This window comes from Microbulbifer mixtoriginis (SeqCode) (genome assembly GCF_052467705.1).
In genome coordinates this window covers 2,816,564-2,837,722 of record NZ_CP174322.1, presented here as the reverse complement: position 1 = coordinate 2,837,722, position 21,159 = coordinate 2,816,564, and the positions used below count along the sequence as shown (strand labels likewise).

General features: G+C 47.9%; 17 protein-coding genes. 7 read left to right on the top strand and 10 right to left on the bottom strand.

What is annotated here, in order from left to right:
• Positions 1 to 49 precede the first annotated feature (49 nt).
• Positions 50 to 352, bottom strand: a complete 303-nt coding sequence (locus ACJJIB_RS12405) for a GFA family protein (protein WP_444886275.1) — start codon at positions 350 to 352, stop codon at positions 50 to 52.
• Positions 353 to 458: 106 nt separating this feature from the next.
• Between ACJJIB_RS12405 and ACJJIB_RS12400 the strand changes: the two genes are divergently transcribed.
• Entirely contained in the window at positions 459 to 1,382 is a 924-nt protein-coding gene (locus ACJJIB_RS12400; protein ID WP_444886274.1) for a LysR family transcriptional regulator, read from the top strand.
• Positions 1,383 to 1,433: 51 nt separating this feature from the next.
• On the opposite strand, the gene ACJJIB_RS12395 is transcribed toward ACJJIB_RS12400, so the two are convergent.
• The 6 genes from ACJJIB_RS12395 to ACJJIB_RS12370 form a co-directional block, all read right to left on the bottom strand.
• Positions 1,434 to 2,003: a DJ-1 family glyoxalase III gene (locus ACJJIB_RS12395; RefSeq protein WP_444886273.1), complete on the bottom strand. Its 570-nt coding sequence runs from the start codon at positions 2,001 to 2,003 to the stop codon at positions 1,434 to 1,436.
• Between the two features lie 127 nt (positions 2,004 to 2,130).
• Positions 2,131 to 3,519: an ATP-dependent RNA helicase DbpA gene (gene dbpA / locus ACJJIB_RS12390; RefSeq protein ID WP_444886272.1), complete on the bottom strand. Its 1,389-nt coding sequence runs from the start codon at positions 3,517 to 3,519 to the stop codon at positions 2,131 to 2,133.
• A 315-nt stretch (positions 3,520 to 3,834) separates the two neighbouring features.
• On the bottom strand, positions 3,835 to 6,972 hold the full coding sequence (locus ACJJIB_RS12385; RefSeq protein ID WP_444886271.1) for an efflux RND transporter permease subunit: 3,138 nt from the start codon (positions 6,970 to 6,972) through the stop codon (positions 3,835 to 3,837).
• A complete protein-coding gene (locus ACJJIB_RS12380; protein WP_444886270.1) occupies positions 6,966 to 8,504 on the bottom strand; it encodes an efflux RND transporter periplasmic adaptor subunit in 1,539 nt (512 codons plus the stop codon). Before ACJJIB_RS12380 ends, ACJJIB_RS12385 begins: the two co-directional genes overlap by 7 nt.
• Positions 8,501 to 8,647, bottom strand: a complete 147-nt coding sequence (locus tag ACJJIB_RS12375) for a hypothetical protein (RefSeq protein WP_444886269.1) — start codon at positions 8,645 to 8,647, stop codon at positions 8,501 to 8,503. The genes ACJJIB_RS12380 and ACJJIB_RS12375 overlap by 4 nt, the downstream gene beginning before the upstream one ends.
• Positions 8,648 to 8,745: 98 nt before the next feature.
• Positions 8,746 to 9,150 carry a hypothetical protein gene (locus tag ACJJIB_RS12370; RefSeq protein ID WP_444886268.1) on the bottom strand — a complete coding sequence of 135 codons (405 nt, stop codon included), beginning with the start codon at positions 9,148 to 9,150 and terminating at the stop codon, positions 8,746 to 8,748.
• Between the two features lie 253 nt (positions 9,151 to 9,403).
• Between ACJJIB_RS12370 and ACJJIB_RS12365 the strand changes: the two genes are divergently transcribed.
• From ACJJIB_RS12365 to ACJJIB_RS12345, 5 genes are all read left to right on the top strand, one after another.
• Positions 9,404 to 10,312: a hypothetical protein gene (locus ACJJIB_RS12365; protein WP_444886267.1), complete on the top strand. Its 909-nt coding sequence runs from the start codon at positions 9,404 to 9,406 to the stop codon at positions 10,310 to 10,312.
• Between the two features lie 72 nt (positions 10,313 to 10,384).
• Positions 10,385 to 10,942 carry a hypothetical protein gene (locus ACJJIB_RS12360; RefSeq protein WP_444886266.1) on the top strand — a complete coding sequence of 186 codons (558 nt, stop codon included), beginning with the start codon at positions 10,385 to 10,387 and terminating at the stop codon, positions 10,940 to 10,942.
• Between the two features lie 328 nt (positions 10,943 to 11,270).
• On the top strand, positions 11,271 to 12,518 hold the full coding sequence (locus tag ACJJIB_RS12355; RefSeq protein WP_444886265.1) for a DUF418 domain-containing protein: 1,248 nt from the start codon (positions 11,271 to 11,273) through the stop codon (positions 12,516 to 12,518).
• 496 nt (positions 12,519 to 13,014) lie between these two features.
• Positions 13,015 to 14,340: a cytosine deaminase gene (locus tag ACJJIB_RS12350; RefSeq protein ID WP_444886264.1), complete on the top strand. Its 1,326-nt coding sequence runs from the start codon at positions 13,015 to 13,017 to the stop codon at positions 14,338 to 14,340.
• Complete coding sequence (locus tag ACJJIB_RS12345) at positions 14,337 to 15,743, top strand: FAD-binding oxidoreductase (RefSeq protein ID WP_444886263.1); 1,407 nt, start codon at positions 14,337 to 14,339, stop codon at positions 15,741 to 15,743. The genes ACJJIB_RS12350 and ACJJIB_RS12345 overlap by 4 nt, the downstream gene beginning before the upstream one ends.
• Before the next feature lie 205 nt (positions 15,744 to 15,948).
• Here ACJJIB_RS12345 and ACJJIB_RS12340 read toward each other — a convergent pair whose 3' ends face one another.
• From ACJJIB_RS12340 to ACJJIB_RS12330, 3 genes are all read right to left on the bottom strand, one after another.
• Positions 15,949 to 16,938, bottom strand: coding sequence for an alpha/beta hydrolase (locus tag ACJJIB_RS12340; RefSeq protein WP_444886262.1), 990 nt, complete (start codon positions 16,936 to 16,938; stop codon positions 15,949 to 15,951).
• Between the two features lie 42 nt (positions 16,939 to 16,980).
• Positions 16,981 to 18,147 carry an AMP-binding protein gene (locus ACJJIB_RS12335; RefSeq protein WP_444886261.1) on the bottom strand — a complete coding sequence of 389 codons (1,167 nt, stop codon included), beginning with the start codon at positions 18,145 to 18,147 and terminating at the stop codon, positions 16,981 to 16,983.
• 68 nt (positions 18,148 to 18,215) lie between these two features.
• On the bottom strand, positions 18,216 to 19,238 hold the full coding sequence (locus ACJJIB_RS12330) for a methyltransferase (RefSeq protein WP_444886260.1): 1,023 nt from the start codon (positions 19,236 to 19,238) through the stop codon (positions 18,216 to 18,218).
• Between the two features lie 258 nt (positions 19,239 to 19,496).
• Here ACJJIB_RS12330 and ACJJIB_RS12325 point away from each other — a divergent pair, with 258 nt between their 5' ends.
• Positions 19,497 to 21,077 (top strand): FAD-binding oxidoreductase, encoded by a 1,581-nt coding sequence (locus ACJJIB_RS12325; protein ID WP_444886259.1) that lies wholly within the window; start codon positions 19,497 to 19,499, stop codon positions 21,075 to 21,077.
• Positions 21,078 to 21,159: the final 82 nt, after the last annotated feature.

Below are 21,159 nucleotides of genomic sequence, written 5' to 3'. Positions count from 1 at the left end.
AGAGTGACGGACTAAGTTAATTTTCTGACTGAAGGATTGACAAGGCTAATTAAAAGCCAAAGCTCAGAATTCCACTATAGTCGGCTTGATAATTTTGCTGGCTATGTATTACGAGATGGGTTTGTCCACGGTGATCTGTTTGATATATACCCGCACCACACCGACTACAAAATCCATATTCTTTTACTGGTCCAGATTTAAAAGAATAGGTATTAAGCTGTTTTGAGGCATCTTCAATGAGAGCTGGATTGGAAGTCTCAACAAAACTTATTGCCCCAGCTACCTTAGGGGAAACTGAGCTGTTGAAAAGTTTGTAATGAATAGCCCCACAGTGACAAGTTAAGTGATTCATGGGTTAATTTCCAGAGTGGATTAGTATGGGTTTAAAGTTTACTATTTGGCCGATCTTAATAAAGATCATCAGCGGAAAGTCATAATTAGCTTTAAGGAAATAGTCGGTGCGGCGGGAATATGATAAGTACCACTTGATCAGTGTCTTTTGTGCGGTAGTGGATCATGGCTCTCTAAGCAAAGCCGGTAGCCATTTGGGCTTGTCAGCGCCAACTGTGAGCAAGACACTGGCTCAATTGGAGCAGGTGCTGGGCCAGGTACTATTGATCCGAACAACCAGATCGGTCTCGGTAACCGATGCAGGGAGGCTTGTTTACCAGCAAGGGCAGCAGATAATCAATGCCTTTACTGACCTGGAAGATCGGGTTGCTGAAATTGGGGCCTTGGACCGGGGCAAATTGCGCTTAACCTTCCCTGAAACATTGGGTGAAAATGTCTTTAGCCAGATATGTATTGACTTTCAAGAAACCTTTCCAGACTTTAATCTCGAACTGATCTTTACGCCTCACCATTTGGATATGGTTGAGGATGATATCGATATTGCCATCCGTGTTTGGTCGGCAATACCAGATAGCCAGTTTTATGCATTGCCACTTTTTCATATTCATCCCATTTTTGTGGCATCGCCTGAATATTTAAAAAAGAAGGGGCATCCAGACTCAATCGAAGAACTCGGAAAACATAATATTTTGTTGGCCAGGCTTAATGGTTTGAAAGATGGGTGGCTATTCAATGGCAAGTTCTATCAGTTTAAGGGTAATCTTGTTTCTAACAAGACCACTCATATCCGTGCTGCGGCAATAAATGGCAATGGTATTGCTATATTGCCTTCTTATTTCTGTCAGCCAGCCATTAAATGCGGTCAACTAATAGAGATATTTCCTAATTTAAAGCAAGAGGTTCAAGTAGTTGGCGCTCTGTATAAAGTTAAGCGTAATAGCTCAAAAAAAATAGATTTGTTTTTGAGTTTTCTAGAAAGGCGTTTACGAAAGTCAGATTTTGATCTGTTAGTTTCAGCGGAGTCCGAGTAGCTCGGCAGAGTGGAATTCGATTGAAAAACTGAATCTCAGGAGAATGTTAGATTACTTACCTGGTAATAAGACATTCATAGTGTGAGCAATAGAGTGTGTTCGCTCTTCCCCAAACAAGCAGGTTACGAGTGCAAGTGCGAACTCTATCGCGGTTCCTGGTGATTGGCTGGTCACTAAGTTCCGGTCAACAACCACTCGCTGATCGCTGACTTCCCTTACATATTGACTAAGCTCACTACGAAAAGCTTTGTAGCAAGTTGCTTTAAAATTGGTAATTAACTGATGTCGGCCAAGTACGATTACTGGGGCGGTACAAATTGCCCCTAACCAACGGCTGGATTCGATTTGTGCGCGGATAAGCTCCATTAGAGGTTCCGAGTTATGCATACACTCGGCACCTTCCTTACCTCCAGGCAGAGCTATTAAATTCCAAGTGGTATTTAAACACTCCTCTATACGATAAGGTGCTTCGATAACAAGATTTCGTAGGGTAGTGATGCGATTACTCGGCATAATAGAAGCTAGTGTTAGCTCCGCATCCGTCCGACTTAAAATGTCGTAGATAGCAATGGCCTCGATGTCTTCAACGCCATCTGCAAGGGGAATCAGTATTTTGGACATGGACACAGCTCCAAAAAGGCTAGGACTTAATTATTTATAGGCTTTCTAACCTAACGCCACACCTTAAAGCTGACCCCCAGCTCAGGGAGTTAGGTCCATACGGACCCAACTCATTGGTCCTTAAAGCTTAGCCTCGTATACGTCGCACCCGGAATTTACGTCCCTTCAGCTTTCCGTTTTCGATCTTTTTCAGTGCTTGAGATGCCACATTTCGTTTAATCGCAATATAGGCGGTTTGATCCAGTACGCTGATCTTGCCTACATCTTTACCGTTGATGGGGCGATCGCCGCCGGTTAATGCACCCAGAATATCGCCGGGGCGGACTTTTTGTTTCTTGCCGCCATCAATTTGCAAGGTGGCCATGGGCGCCTGAAATGGAGGCTCTCTCAGGATATCAGCAGGCGGTGGTGTATCGGGGTCGGATAGCGGGTCTTGGGCCAGATCCATTCGCAGTAGTTTGTGGCCTTCCTTCTCGGAAAAAAGGGAGTAGGCGCAACCGCGTTCACCGGCGCGGCCAGTCCGTCCGATGCGATGGGTGTGTACTTCCGGATCTTTGGCGATATGAAAATTAATCACGGCATCCAGCTTGTCGATATCCAGACCCCGTGCCGCTACATCGGTGGCCACCAGAATCGAGGCGCTGCCATTGGCGAAGCGAATCAGTGTTTCGTTACGCTGGCGCTGCTCCATATCCCCATGCAGAGCGAGCACGTTGAATCCCGCCTGTTTTAGGTCGCTGGCGACGTCATCGGTCTCGCGTTTGGTGTTACAGAAAATCAGGGTATTGACTGGCCTGTCATTGAGTAAAATGCGGCGGGTCATCTCCAGGCGATCATCGAAACTCTCAGTTTTGTAAAAGCGTTGTTCGATCACCTCCTCACTGTGCGCGGACGCAATGCGTACCATCACCGGCTTTTGCATAACTCGTGCACTGAGCCGTTCAATTTGATCCGGGTAAGTCGCGCTGAACAGTAACGACTGTCGCCGAGCTGGCACTTGCGCCAGAATGGTATCAATAACGTCCTGAAAGCCCATATCGAGCATCCGGTCGGCTTCGTCAAAGACGAGTGTGTCGACATGCTCTAAAGATAGGGTTCCCTTGCGCAGGTGTTCTTCGATGCGCCCTGGTGTACCAACAATAATGTGCGCTCCATGGGCGAGGGAGCCAATCTGTGGGCCAAACGGCATGCCGCCACACAGGGTCAGAATCTTAATGTTGTGTATTGCCCTGGCCAGTCGGCGCAGTTCCTGTGCAACCTGGTCGGCAAGTTCCCGTGTGGGGCACAGAATCAGCGATTGAATCCGAAATCGCTCAACACTGAGCCGCTGCAGCACCCCCAAACCGAAGGCTGCCGTTTTACCGGAGCCGGTTTTTGCCTGCGCAATGACATCTTTGCCGTCGAGTATGAGCGGAAGTGTCTTGGCCTGAACCTCGGTCATTGATGTGTAGTTGAGAGACGCCAGGTTTTTCAGCAGGGCTGGCTTCAAGGGGAGTTCGGAAAAGGGGGCAGTCAAGGTAAATCCTGGAGTCGTTGAATGTCAAATACGCGTATTACTCAACCAGCCAGGAAAGTGATTTTCACATTCTAGCTTTTGTCATTACTGCAATGTTGCAATCTGGGCAATACAAATCTTGCCTGGCATTTTAACAGTTAACTCTGAGGAAACCTATTTGCTCGCTGCCTTTAGAGCAGTGCACAGCTGACAAATAGGTAATTTACGCTGATGAAAAATGATCAGTAGAAAATCGGTGGGGCAATGGGGCAATGGGGCAATGGGGCAATGGGGCAATGGGGCAATGGGCCAAGTTGAGCCAATGCCCCCGCTTTTCTAGCTTTCCTTATCTGTACGAGCCTTCCACTGATAAAACACTCCGGGCATAACCAACAGTACAAACAACAATGTCGTGAGGGTGCCGCCGACCATGGGTGCAGCAATGCGTTTCATGACATCTGCGCCGGTGCCATCGGAAACCATGACTGGAATCAATGAAATCAACAAGGTGAGGCTGGTCATTAACATTGGCCGTATACGGCCCGCTGCCGCTTGTGCGACTGCAGCGGTATTGTCTTGCTGCGGCTTATTGGTTCCAGCAGCCGATAAATAGTGCAGCATCAATAGCCCCATCTCTGCGGCAAGGCCGGCCATAGCGATCATGCCCACCCATACGGCGACGCTGAGTTTGTAGTCAAGCAGATACAGCAACCAGAAGGCCCCGACCAGTGCCATCGGCATAGCGGTAAGTACAAACAGGGTGTCAGACAGCCTGCCGCGGTGCAGGTAAAGCAGGAAACAAACTGCTAGTAAGGTCAAGGGCACCAGCCATTGCAGCCGGGACTTGGCCCGCTCCAGGTATTGATACTGGCCAGCCCAGGCGATGCGCTGACCGGGCACCAAGTTGACTTGGTCAGCGACCACCTGTTTCGCACGGCCCACATAGTCGGCAACACCCACATCGCCTTTCAAGTCGACAAATACTAATCCCACTAACTGCCCGTCTTCATTGCGAATCATGGGCGGGCCAGTGCGGAAGTCCATATCAGCCAGTTGGTTGAGAGGCACCTGGGAACCATCTGAAGCGGGAACCAGGATTTGCTCCAGCTGTTCCGGGGTATCCCGGTAGTCGCGGGCATAGCGCACTAACACATCGTAACGTTCGCGCCCCTCGACTGTCTGGGTTGCAGCCAAGCCACCGGCAGCCGCGGCAATCACATCTTCGATATCCTGCACATTTAAACCGTGGCGGGAGGCCCGTGCGCGATCGATATCAAAGTCCAAAAAGTAGCCACCGGTGAGGCGCTCGGCAAAGACACTGCGGGTTTCATCGGCGGTGCGCTGATCGCTGCGCAGGGCTTCCTCAATAGCCAATGCGGTTTGTTCGATTTCTTCCAGGTTATCGCCAAACACCTTGATACCCAGCTGGCTGCGAATACCGGTGGCGAGCATTTCGGTACGGGTTTGGATGGGCATCCACCAGATATTCGGCATACCGGGATACTGAAGTTTCTCATCCATCTCCGCTAGCAGGTCATCCCAGGTCATGCCGGGCCGCCATGCATCCTTGGGCTTCAGGGTAATCACAGTCTCTACCATGGAGAGTGGTGCAGAGTCAGTCGCACTGTTTGAGCGGCCAATTTTACCGAACACGTGCTCAACCTCGGGGAAGGTTTTTAGCTCTTCATCCATTTGCTGCAGTACTTTGCCCGCTTCGGTCACAGACATACCGGGTAGGGCAGTGGGCATATAAAGGATGCTGCCCTCATTGAGTGGTGGCATAAATTCACCACTTAACTTACTGATGGGATAGGCCACGGAAACCAGGGCGATTACCGCGAAGGCCGCCACCATTTTGCGCTGGCGTACACAGAAGTGGATCACCGGTTGCAGTGTAATAACCAGGGCGCGGGTGACCGGGTTTTCCTTGGTGCGGATCTTGCCACGCATCAATAGTACGGCGAGTGCTGGGATCAGGGTGATCGCCAGCAGTGCGGCAAAGGCCATGCTGTAGGTTTTGGTATAGGCGAGGGGTTTGAACAAACGGCCCTCGGTGGCTTCCAGTGCAAACACCGGCAGGAAGGAAACCGTAATAATAATCAGGGAGAAGAAAATGCTCGGCCCCACTTCCTGCATTGCCCGAACAACCAACCTTCTTCGCTCAGCAGTAGACAATGCCTTATCGCCAGAGGTTGCCAGCTTTTTATGGATGTTATCCACCATCACCACGGCGGCATCCACCATGGCCCCAATGGCTACGGCAATCCCCCCCAACGACATAATATTGGCGGTCAACCCTTGTAGGGAAAGTGGAATAAAGGCCAACAACACGGCAATGGGCAGGGTGATCACCGCGACTAAAGCAGAGCGTGCGTGCAGCAGGAAAATGGCGATCACAGCGGCGACCACTAACATCTCTTCAATCAGAGTGTTTTTAAGGTTGTCGATCGCGCTGTTAATCAGCTTTGAGCGATCATAAGTCACCACCAGCTCGACGCCCTCTGGCAAGCCAGCGCGAACCTGTTCGATGCGCTCTTTAACCCTTTCAATCACCTTTAGGGCATTTTCACCGTAGCGCATTACCACAATACCGCCGACGGTTTGCCCCTCACCATCCAGTTCGGCAATGCCGCGCTGCATGGCCGGCCCCAAGGTAATATCGGCGACCTGATCCAGGGTGACAGGAATTTTTGCCGCGTTTACCCCAATGACTACCTCTTCCAGATCAGAAACATTGCGGATATAACCGCGGCCACGGACCATATGCTCGTGGCCGGCGATCTCCAGTACCCGCCCGCCGGTGTCGTTGTTACTGCGGCGAATGGCTTCGACCACTTTGCCCAGTGGAACATTAAACATCTGCAATCGATGGGGGTCGATCTGGACTTGATATTCCTTCTCATAACCACCGATAGACGCGACTTCGGCCACACCCTCCACAGAAGTGAGCCAATAGCGCAATTTAAAATCCTGTAGCGCGCGCAGTTCTTGCAGATCCTGCTTGCCGCTGCGATCCACCAATGCATACTGAAATACCCAGCCGACTCCGGTAGCGTCTGGCCCTAAAGTGGGCTGAACATCCCCGGGGAGTTGGTCTGACACTTGGTTGAGATATTCGAGCACCCGCGAACGGGCCCAATAAATATCGGTGCCGTCTTCAAAAATGGCGTAGACAAAACTGAGCCCAAAAAAGCTCTGGCCGCGGACATATTTGACTTTGGGCAACCCCAGCATAGCGGTGGAAAGCGGATAGGTGATTTGGTCTTCCACCAGGTCCGGACTGCGGCCGGGCCAGTCTGTCATGACGATGACCTGGGCATCGGAGAGATCTGGGATAGCATCCAGGGGAACACTGATAAGGGCCCGGTATCCCGCCAGGGCGGCTATCGCCACAAGGATCAGAGTAATCCCCGGCTTGCCAGCGCAGGCCCCAATAATACGGGCGATCAGCCCTTTGGGTTCGGTATTTACCACTGCTGTACCCCCGATTTCAGGCGACTCTCTGCCGCGATCAGGAACACGCCAGAGGTGACGATTTTGTCACCTTCCTGCAGTCCGGAGCGAATCACAATACGCTCGCTATCCCCGTAACCGGTGCGTACCTGCACCGGCTCCAGGCGGCCCTGGCCCAGATCACGGAAAACGATACGCTTCTTGCCGGAGATCAGCACGGAATCCCTGGGAACCACCAGCAGATTACCCAGTTTGGCACTTAACATAATGTCCGCGAACAGCCCGGGGCGAAGCTCGCCGTCAGTATTGGGCAGGGTTACGCGCAGCCGCGCACTGCGGTTACTGTGATTGAGAAACGGGTCGATCTGGGTGAGGGTTGCCGGAATTTCCTCGTGGTAGACGTTGGTTAACCGCACCTTGGCCGGCATACCTTTTTCCAGCAGTGGCAGCTGGTCCTCATAGGCGTGGGCTTCTATCCAGACCTGGCTCAGATCGGCAATACGCAGTAGGTTGTCCCCCTTCTGAAAGGCCGAACCCGCGACAATATTCTTCTCAATGATCACGCCACTGGCCGGAGCGAATATCGGCACATAGTCTTGCGCTTTCTGTTGCTCTACCAGCCAATCGATTTGCTCTTCTGAAAGTCCCCAAAGCAGTAAGCGCCGGCGTGCGGCTTTTTCCAGGGAATCGCCGCGGCGGCGCGCTTTCAGGTATTCATCCTGAACGGCCAGAAGCTCCGGGCTGTACACAGAAAACAGCACTTCACCGCGTTTAACTTCCTTGCCCTCAAAGTCGGCATCCAGGTCGCCAATCCAGCCATCGAAGCGCAGGCTGATATCCCGCAGGCGGGTTTCGTCGTAAGTCACCTGACCGTGTAGGTGAATGGGGAGGGCGAATGGCTGTCTTTCAACCGTGCCGGTTTTGATACCGATAGCCTGACGGCGACCACTTTCAACCACAATACTGCCGCTTTGCAGCTCATCATGACTGACCGGCTGCAAGTCCATACCGCAAATCGGGCAGGTGCCGGGCTGTGCAGCTCGTACCGACGGGTGCATGGCACAGGTGTAGTAAGCGGTATCGGAGGCCTCAGGTGCAGATTTCAAGCGCAAACCTTTGCGGTTGGTACTCATATCAAAGGCTAGGTCCACGTGGCGATCGTGGCCGGTAGCCACATCTACCACCATGGGCCATGAGCCCACCATCGCGAGCTCTATCTCCCCCTGAAAAATACCTGGGCTGGTCTCGTTGATATCCGCCTGGGCACGCATAGCTGGCATAGCACCCATTGCGGGCATTTCCGCTACTGCGCGAACTTCGGCACCGCTGACTGGACGGTTTTCTCTGTCCCTAACTTCGATACGAATCTGGTTCTTACCAGCGCGGGGCTGCTGTGGATCTACGGTTACAGCGATCTGAAAGGGGCCGGCAGGAATAAACTCAATATGGTCGGTCACCGCTAATCCAGCTGTTTTCTTCCAATAGAAGGCAGCGCCCGCCGCCGCCAGTAAAAAAACGAAAGAAACCAGGCTCAGCGTTTTTGCGCGGCTCATAGCAGACCTCCAAAGACAGAGGGGATCAGAATTTGGGTACCGAGCTCGGTGCTGTGCGGGGTGCCAAGTTGGCTATCAAAGGCACTGCCCATTTCTTTGCTGCTACGGGCAGCAACGGCTTGTAGGGAAATCAAAGGGTTCACTCCTAGAACAATCTTTCTGAAGCCCAACAGCAGCAATGACAAAAGTTGAAAGATGCATGGTGCTGCGGGAAATTTCGCAAATCAGAGAGAAGGAGTGATCAAATACGCAGGCGTAGAGTGGCCAACCAGGTTCGATTGCCGGGGAAGGTGGAGGCTAGGTGAAAGGGGGTAACCGCCTTGAGCACCGGTGGAGCTAGTATTTGCGGCCACTGGTAAGTGGGCGGTGGTGCCAGCTGAGGAAGTTCCAGGCCAAGGAAGGCAGCGGTTAAGGCGACTTCGTGATCATCCAGGGAGGTCTTGAGAGAAACCTGGGTGTCGTATTCACAGCAGTCGACCTCATCGGGCTCTGAGCTGGTAACCATGTGGTCACAACAGCACTCCGCTGCTGGCTCAGGGCTATCCATCATTTCGCAGGCAAGCACAGTTTGCACCTGGAACATCAGCAGGAGCAGGGCCGCCATAGCAATCAGTTTGGCGCGAAATGTGGAAGAGTAGTGTTTCATTACTAGTAAATCATACACCAGAGATCGGCCACCCGACAAAGATTGCCTTCACTGCGTGACTGGCTGGTATTCTCAAGTTTCTCCAGGCAATGAAAATATAAACGAGGCTCAGCAATTTCCCATGAGCCCTATGGTGGGAATTCCGACATCCATTTTCTCTTCGAGGCAGGCTTCCAAGCGATAATTAAGCTGTGCCCCTCTGAATAATGGGCCAAGTCACATATAGCTATCGAAAGCGACCTAAGGTTCCCCAATGCCATTCCTTCCAAATGCCGCCTTATTGTTGATTTCTTTAATGAGCATCATCTTTACTACTTCGGCTGTCGCTAGCTCTAATCAAGATGCCTTACAGATATTGCATGCTACGGCGAATGATCTCAATAAGAAAATTGATAGCGACTGGATACTGAGTAGGGAACGGAATTTGACAGCTTGGCTGCGAATGAAAGCAGTTCGCCAAGCGAGTTATGACGGTGAAGACTTGTCTTTCCTCCAAAAGCACGGCCTTGAAAAAAAGAGCCCGACTTGGTATGAGGTGAATTTAAAAGAACATCCTGAGTGGATGACCGCATACCGGTTGCTAATGCCGTTATCCTCTTGGCGAGGACTGCCTGAACACCAGGCTAAACTTTATGAACTTGGCATGACGGTGGTTGAAGTCAATAGACTCACTGGCTATATCCTTGCCAATGATATTCAGGAAATAACAATCCAGGCAGCGTTGGATTTTTTACGAGAGGAGGAGTCCACTTATGTAAGTAGATTTCTTCAAGGAGGTGAAGACTTTTCCTTAATCTATTTAGAATTTGTGGATAAGTTTTACACGCTCTCACATGTATTGGAAACCGATTGGGCGATAGGCCTATTTAACCTGTTCGATCGTGATGGTCAAGATATTTTATTGACTTACAGTTTGTCGAAAGTTAACTCCCGAATAGGTCTGGGGAAGAGTAATTTTAGCCTGGATGAGAAGGTTGACATATTCATGGGGTATTTTCTCTCTGGAGGATTTCATGCATCAACGAAAGAGTCATTGCAGAGACACAAAGAGAGAAGGCGAGCTGATAGAGCTCAAATTAATGTGGAATTTAAACCCCCGACCGATAAAGCCGTCAATGAGTGTCGTTGCGCCCCAAAGCAATGTTCGTATACCAATCATTGAATATACTCATTAATAGCGATAACGCCTTGTGTCGCTTATGTGGTCAATTCTTGATTTTGAGTGGTAGTAGCAATGGCTGTAACAAGGATCTGTATTTGTCTTGTCGTACTTCTCATTTCATTGCCTCTTGCGGCAGAAGAAAACACCTCCGCCGCTGAATCCTACGGTCCCCTTACAAAAATGACCAATTTATGGCTCCGGGGTGAAATTAGCAAAAGGCAGATTCGGGAACTGGCGTTAAGAGGGCGCTATGTGAATAGTTCTGATAAAGATAACGCCCATGTATCTTTTTTTCTGGACGAGATGCAGATAGTTGCTCGTGGATCATCAGTGTCTGGGCGATCAGCCCAAATTAATATCCAGGTCAATGAATCTAAGTTTGATCTGGATTATGACCTTGTCTCAATGCACCTTTTAATTAACGGGCATGGCAGTGGGCTATCGAATGAGCAGAAGTTTCTTCTGATTGTAATGAGCTATCGATTGGCAGCTGAGGGTTGGAGTAAATCTTTGGGAATAGACCAAATGGAGAAGAGCCTGATCTATAACACTCTAAATTACCTCTCTGAAATGCCGGCAGACTATAAGATGTGGGGGATGGCTAAGGAGATTAAATATCCTTTACATTAATAATAGAAACGGCCAATTTTAAGTCTGTGGTGATAATCTAATCGTTATCTAAATTGCTATTGATGAGATTGTGTTATCCAAGGTCTTATATGGACAGCAGAAGTGGCAATTTTTGTATTATGGTGACGCGCGCTCGACAGATTTAAATATATTTTCTAACCGATCTAAAAAAACTATTGGTCCAATCGTCCCAAAAAGGAGTGTTAACCGGCTAATTTTTTAAGTTGGTACGTCTGGTCAATAAAAGAATAATACTTTTAAGTGGTTCAATCTTGTGTCAAACCTACACTGGCATTAATCTGCTCTATTTTTGCTTAAAAGGATTTGCATGTCAGCCCGGATTTCACAGTTAGATTTGTTGAGAGGAATTGCCATATTGGGTATTCCTTTTATGAATATGGTTAGTTTTTCCATGCCCATGGCTGCCTATTTGAACCCTAAAGCATATCTGGCAGATGGACCACTTAATGATCTGATTTTTATTTTCTTACATATATTTGCCGATCAAAAATTTATGGGACTTTTTGCCATGCTTTTTGGAGCGGGTATTATCCTTCTTGCGGAGAAGCGATTAAACCAGCAAAAATCTGCCGCTAAGATTCATTACAGCCGCAACTTTTGGCTACTGGTTATAGGCTTGCTCCATGCGATCTATATCTGGGAGGGCGACATACTGACAGTATATGCGCTTGTTGCTATGGTGCTTTATATATTCCGTGGACTGCGTGGAAGTTGGCTCATTACGCTGGGAACTTTGAGTTTAATAGGCGCTGTACTGGTTTCAAACTATACCGGTGTTGTGTTATCCGGGCTCAGTGGGGAAGCTAAATATATAGTCTCAGATATCTTCGCACCTGATACAGCACAAATTCAAAGGGAAGTTGCGGCCTATACAGGTGGTTTCTGGGAGTTGGTCAATCACCGATTCGCAGCTGAAGATAGCGATGCAGATATGGAGGCGAATATCGTGATGCTATTTTTCAGTTTGTCGTTTATTTTGAAAATCGCCGCGATGATACTAATAGGTATGGGACTCTATAAAGTTGGTATCTTACGTGGTGAGGCAAGCCCTGAGACCTATAAAAAGATGGCTGTTGTCGCAACACCCATTGGTTTGATCCTTACTGTATTGGGTTTAGTTTGGAACTACAGCAATCATTGGGAGATTAATCACTACTTCTTATATGGCGATGCATTTAATCTGGTAGGGGCTACCTTCACCAGTATTGGCTATGTTGGCTTGGCCTGTCTCTGGTATCAGAGTAATACACATCTGTGGATTAAGAATAAAATACAACAGGTTGGCCGAATGGCATTTACCAATTACCTCGCTCAGTCATTGATTGGTGTGTTTATATTTTATGGCTTTGGAATGGGGCTATATGGTGCGCTGACAAGAGTAGAAGTTGTTGGTGTTTCTATTGGTCTTGTCCTTTTTCAGCTCGCTTATTCTGATTTGTGGCTGAAAGTTTTCCGTATGGGGCCTTTAGAGTGGTTCTGGCGGGCGCTAACCTATCTGAAGCTTCCACCGATCTTTAGGGAGAAGTCGCTCCAGACTGCCGGTAGGGGAACCTAATTAGTTTCATTTGAATAGTGAAAGGACACAGCAGCTAGGGCAGTGACAGGTGTTAAGGCCCAGAGAAGAAAAAGTAGCTCAAACTAGCCAGATATCCAAATCGCAGAAGCAGAGAGCCGGCTACAATCAAAGATGTGCAACATCACGCAAATAGCGCCGGTTTTAACTACGGGTGCAAGCTGCTGGTGAGGCAAATCGGCCGGTGACTTAGCCTGCAAGACAATCAAGCATGTCCTTACTGTATCTCCTGGGCCGATAGCAGATCGCTGGCGGCCAGTATTTGATCGATGCAGTCGTGTTCATTGTGGCATATCCTATTCCGGACTTGGTCTTGCCATATTTGTACTGGAGCAGAGTATCAGCAGAACATTCCCTACTGGGTTGTTGCAGGCATTTTGATATCCATCGTGGGCATTTTGGTATCTCTGCCTTTCAATCTCTTTTCTTACCAGCTATGCGCAAATTGTGTGCGGGCTCATTGGAACGGGAGGTGTAGATGCAGGCAAGTTGGGGCTCCAGTTTCAAAGGCACTGGCACCATAAGAAATGCAACGATCCCTGCCTGTGTCTTGCGTGACCCTGGCAATTCTGAGCCATCGGATCTTGTTTCCTGCGATTTGGTCTTTCGTAACGGAACGCTGATACAGGTTGCTCCGGCGGCCAATTTGCCAGAGGCGTCAGGCGGGCTCGACCTGGATAACGGCTTGGTCCTACCGGCTCTTGTCGATCTGCATACTCATCTGGATAAAGGGCATATCTGGCCGCGTGCATCCAATCCCGACGGCACTTTCATGGGGGCGATGCAGGCGGTTGACAGGGATCGGAGTAAAAATTGGTCAGCAGAGGATGTTCGGGTGCGTATGGAATTTGGGCTGCGTTGTGCCTATACCCATGGCACGGCCGTCATCCGGACGCACCTGGATAGTTCGCCGCTGCAAGATGAGATCACCTGGCCGCTCTTTTGCGAGATTCGCACCGAATGGGCGGGCCGAGTCGAACTTCAGGGCGTGTGTTTGTTCGGCATCCATCGCCTTGCCGCAGACGATCAATATTTGGGACGCATTGCGTCTAGGGTGCAGGCTGCCGGGGGCATCTTGGGAGCAGCGACCTACATGGTGCCCGATCTAGATCGGTATCTTGAAGCGATGTTTCGCGCGGCTATGGAGCATGCGTTGGACCTCGACTTTCATGTCGATGAGACGCTCGACCCATCCGGGATGACCTTGCGCCACATCGCGGAAACAGCTCTGCGCCTGGGCTTTCAGGGGAAAATTGTGTGCGGGCACTGCTGTACTTTATCGGTACAGCCTGATGACGAGGTGGACCGTACACTGGACTTAGTGGCTAAGGCGGGGATCGCGGTCGTGACTCTGCCGGTGAGCAATCTTTATCTTCAGGACCGGGTAATGGGCCGGACTCCGCGCCGCCGGGGTGTCACGCTGTTGCATGAAATGCGTTCCCGTGGAATAGATGTTGTTGTTGCTTCGGATAATACACGGGACCCCTTTTGCGCCTACGGTGACCTCGATCTGATTGAAGTCTACGCTCAGGCGACTCGCACTCTGCATCTGGACCATCCGGTTGGAGACTGGGTTCGGTCAATAACGACCACGCCGGCGGATATAATGGGGGTTTCTGCCGGCTGGATTGGGGCCGGTGAGTCGGCAGATCTGCTTCTCTTTCGTGCGCGCAATTGGAATGAACTCCTTTCACGCCCAAATGGTCCACGGCATGTGCTGCGCGCAGGGTACAGCATTGACAAGGACTTGCCGGATTTCCGCGAACTGGATCATCACATGCACATGGGAGCGCAACGCCCATGACTGACATCTCCGCTTTGAAAGCGAATCTCGACGGTATCAAGGTTGAGGATGATCCACGGATAGTGAGAAAAAAGAGCCGGGATTTCTTTTGGTATTCCCCGATCCTCAAGGAGCAACTTGATGGTGTGACCGGTGATCTGCTTGTCAGGCCGAAAAATGTTGACGAGGTTATTCGCGTTCTAAAAGTGTGCTACGCCGCGGACATTCCGGTGACGGCTCGGGGGGCGGGGACCGGCAATTATGGTCAGGCCATGCCACTTTCCGGTGGCGTTGTCCTGGATTTGTCGGAAATGGATGCTGTCAAGGATATTAAGCCAAGCGTTGTTGTTACCGAGCCTGGAGCCGTTATGGCGGATATCGATGCGCAGACGATATCCCGGACCGGTCATGCGCTCCGCATACATCCCTCCACCTACCGTATCGCGACCATCGGAGGATTTCTTGCGGGGGGAGCTGCGGGGGTCGGCTCGGTGAATTGGGGGGGGCTCAGGGATCTGGGTAACGTCATCCGTCTGCGGATGGTAACCATGGAGGCGGAGCCGCAGGTTCTGGAGCTGACAGGAAGCGATTTACAAAAGGCTATACACGCTTACGGTACGACAGGCATCATCACCGAGATCGAAGTGCCGCTGACAGAAGCTTATGACTGGATCGATGTGCTCATCGGGTTTGATGATTTTATAAATGCGATCCGTTTTTCTGAAGAGCTTGCCAACATGGATGGCCTTTTGAAAAAAAATATCGCTACGATTGAAGCACCGTTGCCCCATGACTATTTCTCACGGCACAAAAAATTTATCCGCAAGGAACAGTCCGTTGTTGTGCTCATGGTGGCAGCGTTTGCCATGGGGGCATTGGATGGGCTCCTGAGCCGATCACCGGGTGCTGAGATGTTGTACCGCTCCGATAGCGCAACCGCTGAAGATATCACGCATTTACCGCCGGCTTATGAACTCACCTGGAACCACACAACCTTGCGTGGCTTAAGTGTTGATCCGTCGATTACCTATCTTCAGGTCCGTTATCCTGATGTGAACCCACTTGAGACTATCGGCAAGTTGCAGAGCATATATGCTGAAGAGTTGCCCGGCCACCTGGAGTTTATTCGCTACAACGGACGCCTAGTTCCCATTGGTCTACCCATTGTTCGCTTCACGGATAAAACCCGGCTTGATGAAATTATCAAACGGCATGAAGCGCTCGGGTGTACGATTTTCAATCCGCACCGATTCACTCTGGAAGAAGGGGGGATGAAGCAAATTGACCCGGTGCTGCTTGCATTTAAAAGGCAGACAGATCCCAAGGGGCTACTCAATCCGGGTAAGATGATCGCCTGGGAGCATCCAGACTACAAGTTCGATAGTGATCAAGGGTTTTTGTTTCCAGGCTTACAGCGTTCATGAACTTGTATCATTCACCGGGGCCTGAATAGGCTGAATCGCCAGCACCAGTCTATGCCTGTATTGCCATGTTTATATAGCGGTATAATTTTTGAAATCTATGGTGCACTAAGAGCTAATATCGCTAAGTTCCCAGGGACGTGACTGTTATATTGGTTGGTAAGATGATTTATTTATTCGGGTATAAATAGGATGTGTAAATTTAGCATTAATCCTTTTCAGTTTTATTGAGCCATCTAATAATCGAGATATGTTCGTCATCTCCAATTGTAGTCATACTCTGATGGTTTCTATTGTGAATCTTGACTAAGTCAATATTATCTTGGCTTAAGCTTTTGTAATCTGAGTAAGGAGCGATTCGATCGGTATCTGAGGATATTAAAAGTATTGGAGTTTTAGATGATTGGATAAGTGGGATTATATTTGTATCCTCCAGGTTAATATTATTTTTTTCCAAGACTAAACTGGCGCCTTTGCGAATATCTTGTTCCGGAATGATTTTGCTAAGTATTGGATGTGTGACTTTAGAGTGATTATATAAGGCTTGATCAAATTGCGGCATTGGGGCTAATAAAATAACTCCATTGATATCCGTTCTCAAATTTGAGATATAGGTAGCGGTTAAGGCCCCCATTGAGTTCCCAACAATATAAAAATTATCCTTCTTAATAATATCTGCTTCAATGAGGTTGTTAATAAAAGGGTTGATGAGCTTGCTATCATAAACTCCATATTTCTTAATCCCACCTGATTCACCATGGCCGAGAAGATCTGGAACAACAACATGATAACCTAAGAAACGAAAATATATTGCCGAGTTCAACATGAATTCTTTGGATACCCGAAATCCGTGTAATAATATCACCGTTCCAGAATATATCCTTGTTAAAGAACTCTTATTCAAATTCATGCTGGCAGTACTTTCACTGCCATCTGCTTCAAATGTAACAGAGTATTGTAAATTTTGATCTATTAAAGGAGGTCCATGATAATAGCTTATACAGATGTCATCCTTTACAAAGCAATATTTATCTTTCTTAAAGCCATGTTTTATAATTCGTTCAATAGTTATTATTTCATCAAATGGGAAGCATTTAGAGCTTTCTATAAAGTTGGCAATCATTTGAGAACATACAGCACGTATAGGGCGTAACAGTAGGGTTGAAAATAGCACTGACAAATTAGCTATGGACTTCATTTCTATGTTTCCTATGCTGTATCTTTAGTGCTTGACTGAAATCTACAAATTGATATCGTCTGCCTGAATAATAGGCGGCACCTTGTTAGTTCTTTTGACCCTCATCAGCCTTTCAACCCGTTTTGTGCTAAAGGCTCCAGGGTATTGCTGGACTACAGATGCCAAGTTATGAATCTCAGCTAGAATTCGTTTTCGAACTATGTCGGATTCTGTAATACCGGTATAAGCTAAAGTAAGTTCGCTGGCAGATTTACGTGTTTCCCCGCTTTTTGTGAGAATCAGCTGCGCCTCCTCAACACCATCCTCTTCTCTAGCGATAGCAAGTATGTTCCTAACGCTAAAAATCGCACTATAAAGACTCACATCATCGTCCGCGCGCCCCTCAATCAGCAATGCATTTGGTTGACCACATGGGCAAGTGGCTTGCCGAATCAAATCCCCTAACCGATAGCGTATAACTGGTACTGTCCAGCCATCGCCAATACGTGTGAGTAGGGCCCCGTGATCGTCGGGTTCAATCAATTGATCCGCTAAAAGGTGGTAAGTATCCCGATCACACTCGGGCCTGTTAACAGCGATGCTGTTGGTCTCCACCGAACCGTAGTCACACCAGAAGCCGGCATTTGGAAAGGCCATACGCACCGTATTAAACTTTTTCTCGGTCCAGGGTTCCGCCATCCAAATAATTGTTTTGATGTTCAGTTTGCAATTGCCATCCAGGATGCCTCGGGCGAAGTCTGCTAATCCTGTGGGAGCTCCAGCAAGGGCATTAATCTCTATCTTGCGAAATGTCTCCAGCCAAGCGCCTGTTTCAGTGGGAGTAAAGGGCCCTACAGGTGCGGTAATAGCTCTGCTTTTTTCGGCGAGAGTTTGAATAAAGTAGTGGGCACCCCATAGGCGACCGGGGTTGAAAAGGTTGAGGAGTACATCGCCAGGCCCAAGTGGTTTCCACTGTTGTAGAAGTCTCTGTGTTGCCTGATGGAAGGGCGTATAGGCCAGCTTGGGGTTTCCTGTGGTACCACCGCTGGACATTAATATAGCGCCCTCTGTTCTTGCCAAGGCTTTGGAGATTTTTAAGATTTCTTTCGGCCCACTGATAGGTAGGTCTTCAATCCGGTTGGCGTTTGGGGGCACACTGAGCCCCCCCTGTACAGATATTGATCTGGCATGGTGTAACAGCTGGCTCCAATCTAAGTGTCCGATGGTCATGGGGAGCTCCGTGCTTCCATTTTTTAGTTGACTTGCCGGATGGATGGCCATAGTTATGAATACTTCAGCTAGGGCTTTTGCGCTGAAATGACCGAGAAATAGCCAAGTGCTTTGTGGCTTTGCGGATTTTTAAAGCCGGCTTTAGTGAGCATTTGGTATAGCTCCTTTTCGGAATATAACCGTGAACCATGATTCATAAAAAGATGGAAGCTAAATAAGCTCGGTGTAAGCTGGCTTTGATCTAGGATCATGTCATGAATAAAGATAAAACCCTCTTTGGGCAGTAGAGAGAAGGCCTTACTCAGTAAGGATTCACAGATAGCTTCTTGCCAGTCGTGTAGTACATTGCTAAAGCAGAGGCCGTCAAATCCCGTGGGCCACTCAGCACTGAATAGGTCCCCCTTTGCAATGATTATTTGCCGTGTTTTGTTAAATTTTTGTACATACTCCTTGGCAGTTTCACAGACTGGGGCAAGATCAAAGAGTAAAGCACTGCGATTTGGATACGTTTCACAAAAGGCCAGGGCGATAGTCCCTGAGCCGGCACCAGCATCAAGTAAGGTATCAACCTGTTTGAAAATACCGTCTGAAGCGGCTTTGACTGCAGAGGCGAAACCCTGAGAGTGCATTAGATGAGTAAAAGCGGCTGCCGAATCATTATCCATTTCATCGTTTTGCCACATATCGGTTACTGAACGCCCCTTACACTCCAATTCATATTCCCGCTTAAGGCTGGTTATAATTTTCTTGTCCAAATGATTGATATCGTAAATAGCAAAGGGGTCCAGCAGGACTTCCCCCCAATAATATAAACTGTTCTTATCTAAATAATTCTTTGCCAGCTCAGTGTTCTCATACTGGGCCAGTTCCATTTTGATATAACCCAGGTGATTAAGAATCAAAAGATATTGCTCAACACCCTTGCTACTAAGTTGGAGTGCCTGAGAGATCTTGTCGCTAGTGTTGTAGCCCTTGTCTATCAGGCCGTAAATATCAAGTTGAGCGGCAACCTTCAGACAAGCAAAGGTGTAGTTGCCCATCAGGCGATCCCACAAGGGGGTGTCTGAGGAGGTGGGCGCCTTTATATACATACTCTATCTCACTATTGTCTTTATAAATATCTTCAACACGAAGGGTTACACTCTAATATGTGTAGAAGTGACTTATATATTGATTTGTCGCTTAACTTCTATTTTTGTCACCTAATTGAACTCTAAGGTTTGTTTGTCTTTTCGCTATTTGGTTTAGGTCTATTTGTTTGCTCTTTTGCTTTTAGAGTAATAGTAGATCTCCAGTAAAGCACTAGGATGTCGCGATTTTGTACCAGTATAGGGCTGTGTGGAGTGGTTATGATTAGAGATTTTTTGCTGGAGATAAAAAAAACTTTTAGGGCTGATCAAGTTGTATCTGAGCAGGATGAAATAGCACAGCATATTGAAAATGTTACATCGTATAGCGTTGATGTTCCGTTAATCTTATATCCTGAGTCTGCTGAGGAAGTTCGACAGATAGTCTTAAATGCAAATAAATTTAAAGTTTGTATACAGCCTTTTAGTACCGGAAAGTCCTGGGGTTTTGGTTCAAAATTATCAACGCAGGGTGATCTAATACTTGTTGATCTTCATCGAATGAATAAGATTATCGAAGTAAATGAAGAGTTTGGCTATGCAGTTATTGAGCCGGGAGTGACACAGTTTCAACTTTTTAATTACCTCAACGAGACTGGCTCAAAGTATTTTTCAGACACAACAGGCTCTGCAAAGGATACAAGTATAGTAGGCAACGCTCTAGACAAAGGGGTGGGGTACAATATGGAGCGATATAAGCAACTTCTTAATCTGGAGGTTGTTCTAGGGGATGGGAGAATATTTAAGACGGGATTTGGGCATTATGCAAATTGTAAAGCAACTAATACCTTTCCGGAAGGAATAGGGCCATCATATCTTCGGATTTTTTTGCAATCAAATTTTGGAGTTGTAACTTGTGCAACAATAGAGTTGAGGAGAAGGCCTGAAAAAAAGTGCATGTTTTTGACGGTTTTAAAGGATGAAAGTTACCTGGGTGATGCAATCAATGCCCTCAAAGGAATTAAACAACTTGGGTTGGTTAATTCTATTACTCATTACTATGAAAATGTCCGGGTTAAAAATGGTCTGGCTCCTGTAATGTATCAAGATCTTAAGGGGCAGGGTGTTGATATAGATCGCGAGAGCTTGATGGGGTTTCTGAATCGATACTCATTTGGTGCAGGTGTAATATTTTCAAATATCAGTGGTACCAAATACCAGATAAAAGCAGCAAAAAAAGAGTTGAAGAGATTGAGTTCTTGGGGTATTACTTTTTATGTGACTGATAGGTTGATTAACTTAGGGTTGTATGCTTCCAAGCTTGTCGGCTGGAAAAAAATGAGCTCTTTTATTCATTGTAATGCAGGCTTTTATCGTATGGCATTGGGTGAGCCAAGTGATCGACCTATTATGAGTATTTATTGGCCGGCTCAAACGGAACTTCCTGAAGGATGGGAGAATCCGGATCACACTGACATTGGTATGCATTTCATTCTTCCAACAGTACCCATGAATGTTGAATATGTTCAGCAGGCAAACTCAATTGTTCGCAAAGTAAATACACATTACAGTAAGGCCCAAGCAAGTTATGCATTTGGCCTTGTTGATGACAAGACAACTCATTTCAGTATATCAACGCACTTTATACGTACCGATAAAGTAGCGCGAGAGGAGTCGCGATCTTTGGCAAAGGAGCTTAATGAAGAATTCATTAAGGCCGGCTTCCATCCTAACCGTCTGTTTGTTGATTTTATGGATCTTGTAGTTGATCCTGATGATGTTTTTTGGCAGGTCACAAGGGATATTAAGAAGGTTTTCGATCCAAATGGCGTCATTGCACCTGGCCACTACAATTTAACTTAACACAATTTTGGTAAATGTTAGTGAAAATTTTTTAGTTCTTATTATGGCTGTTGAAATTTTTATTTTAAGAAATTTTAACTTC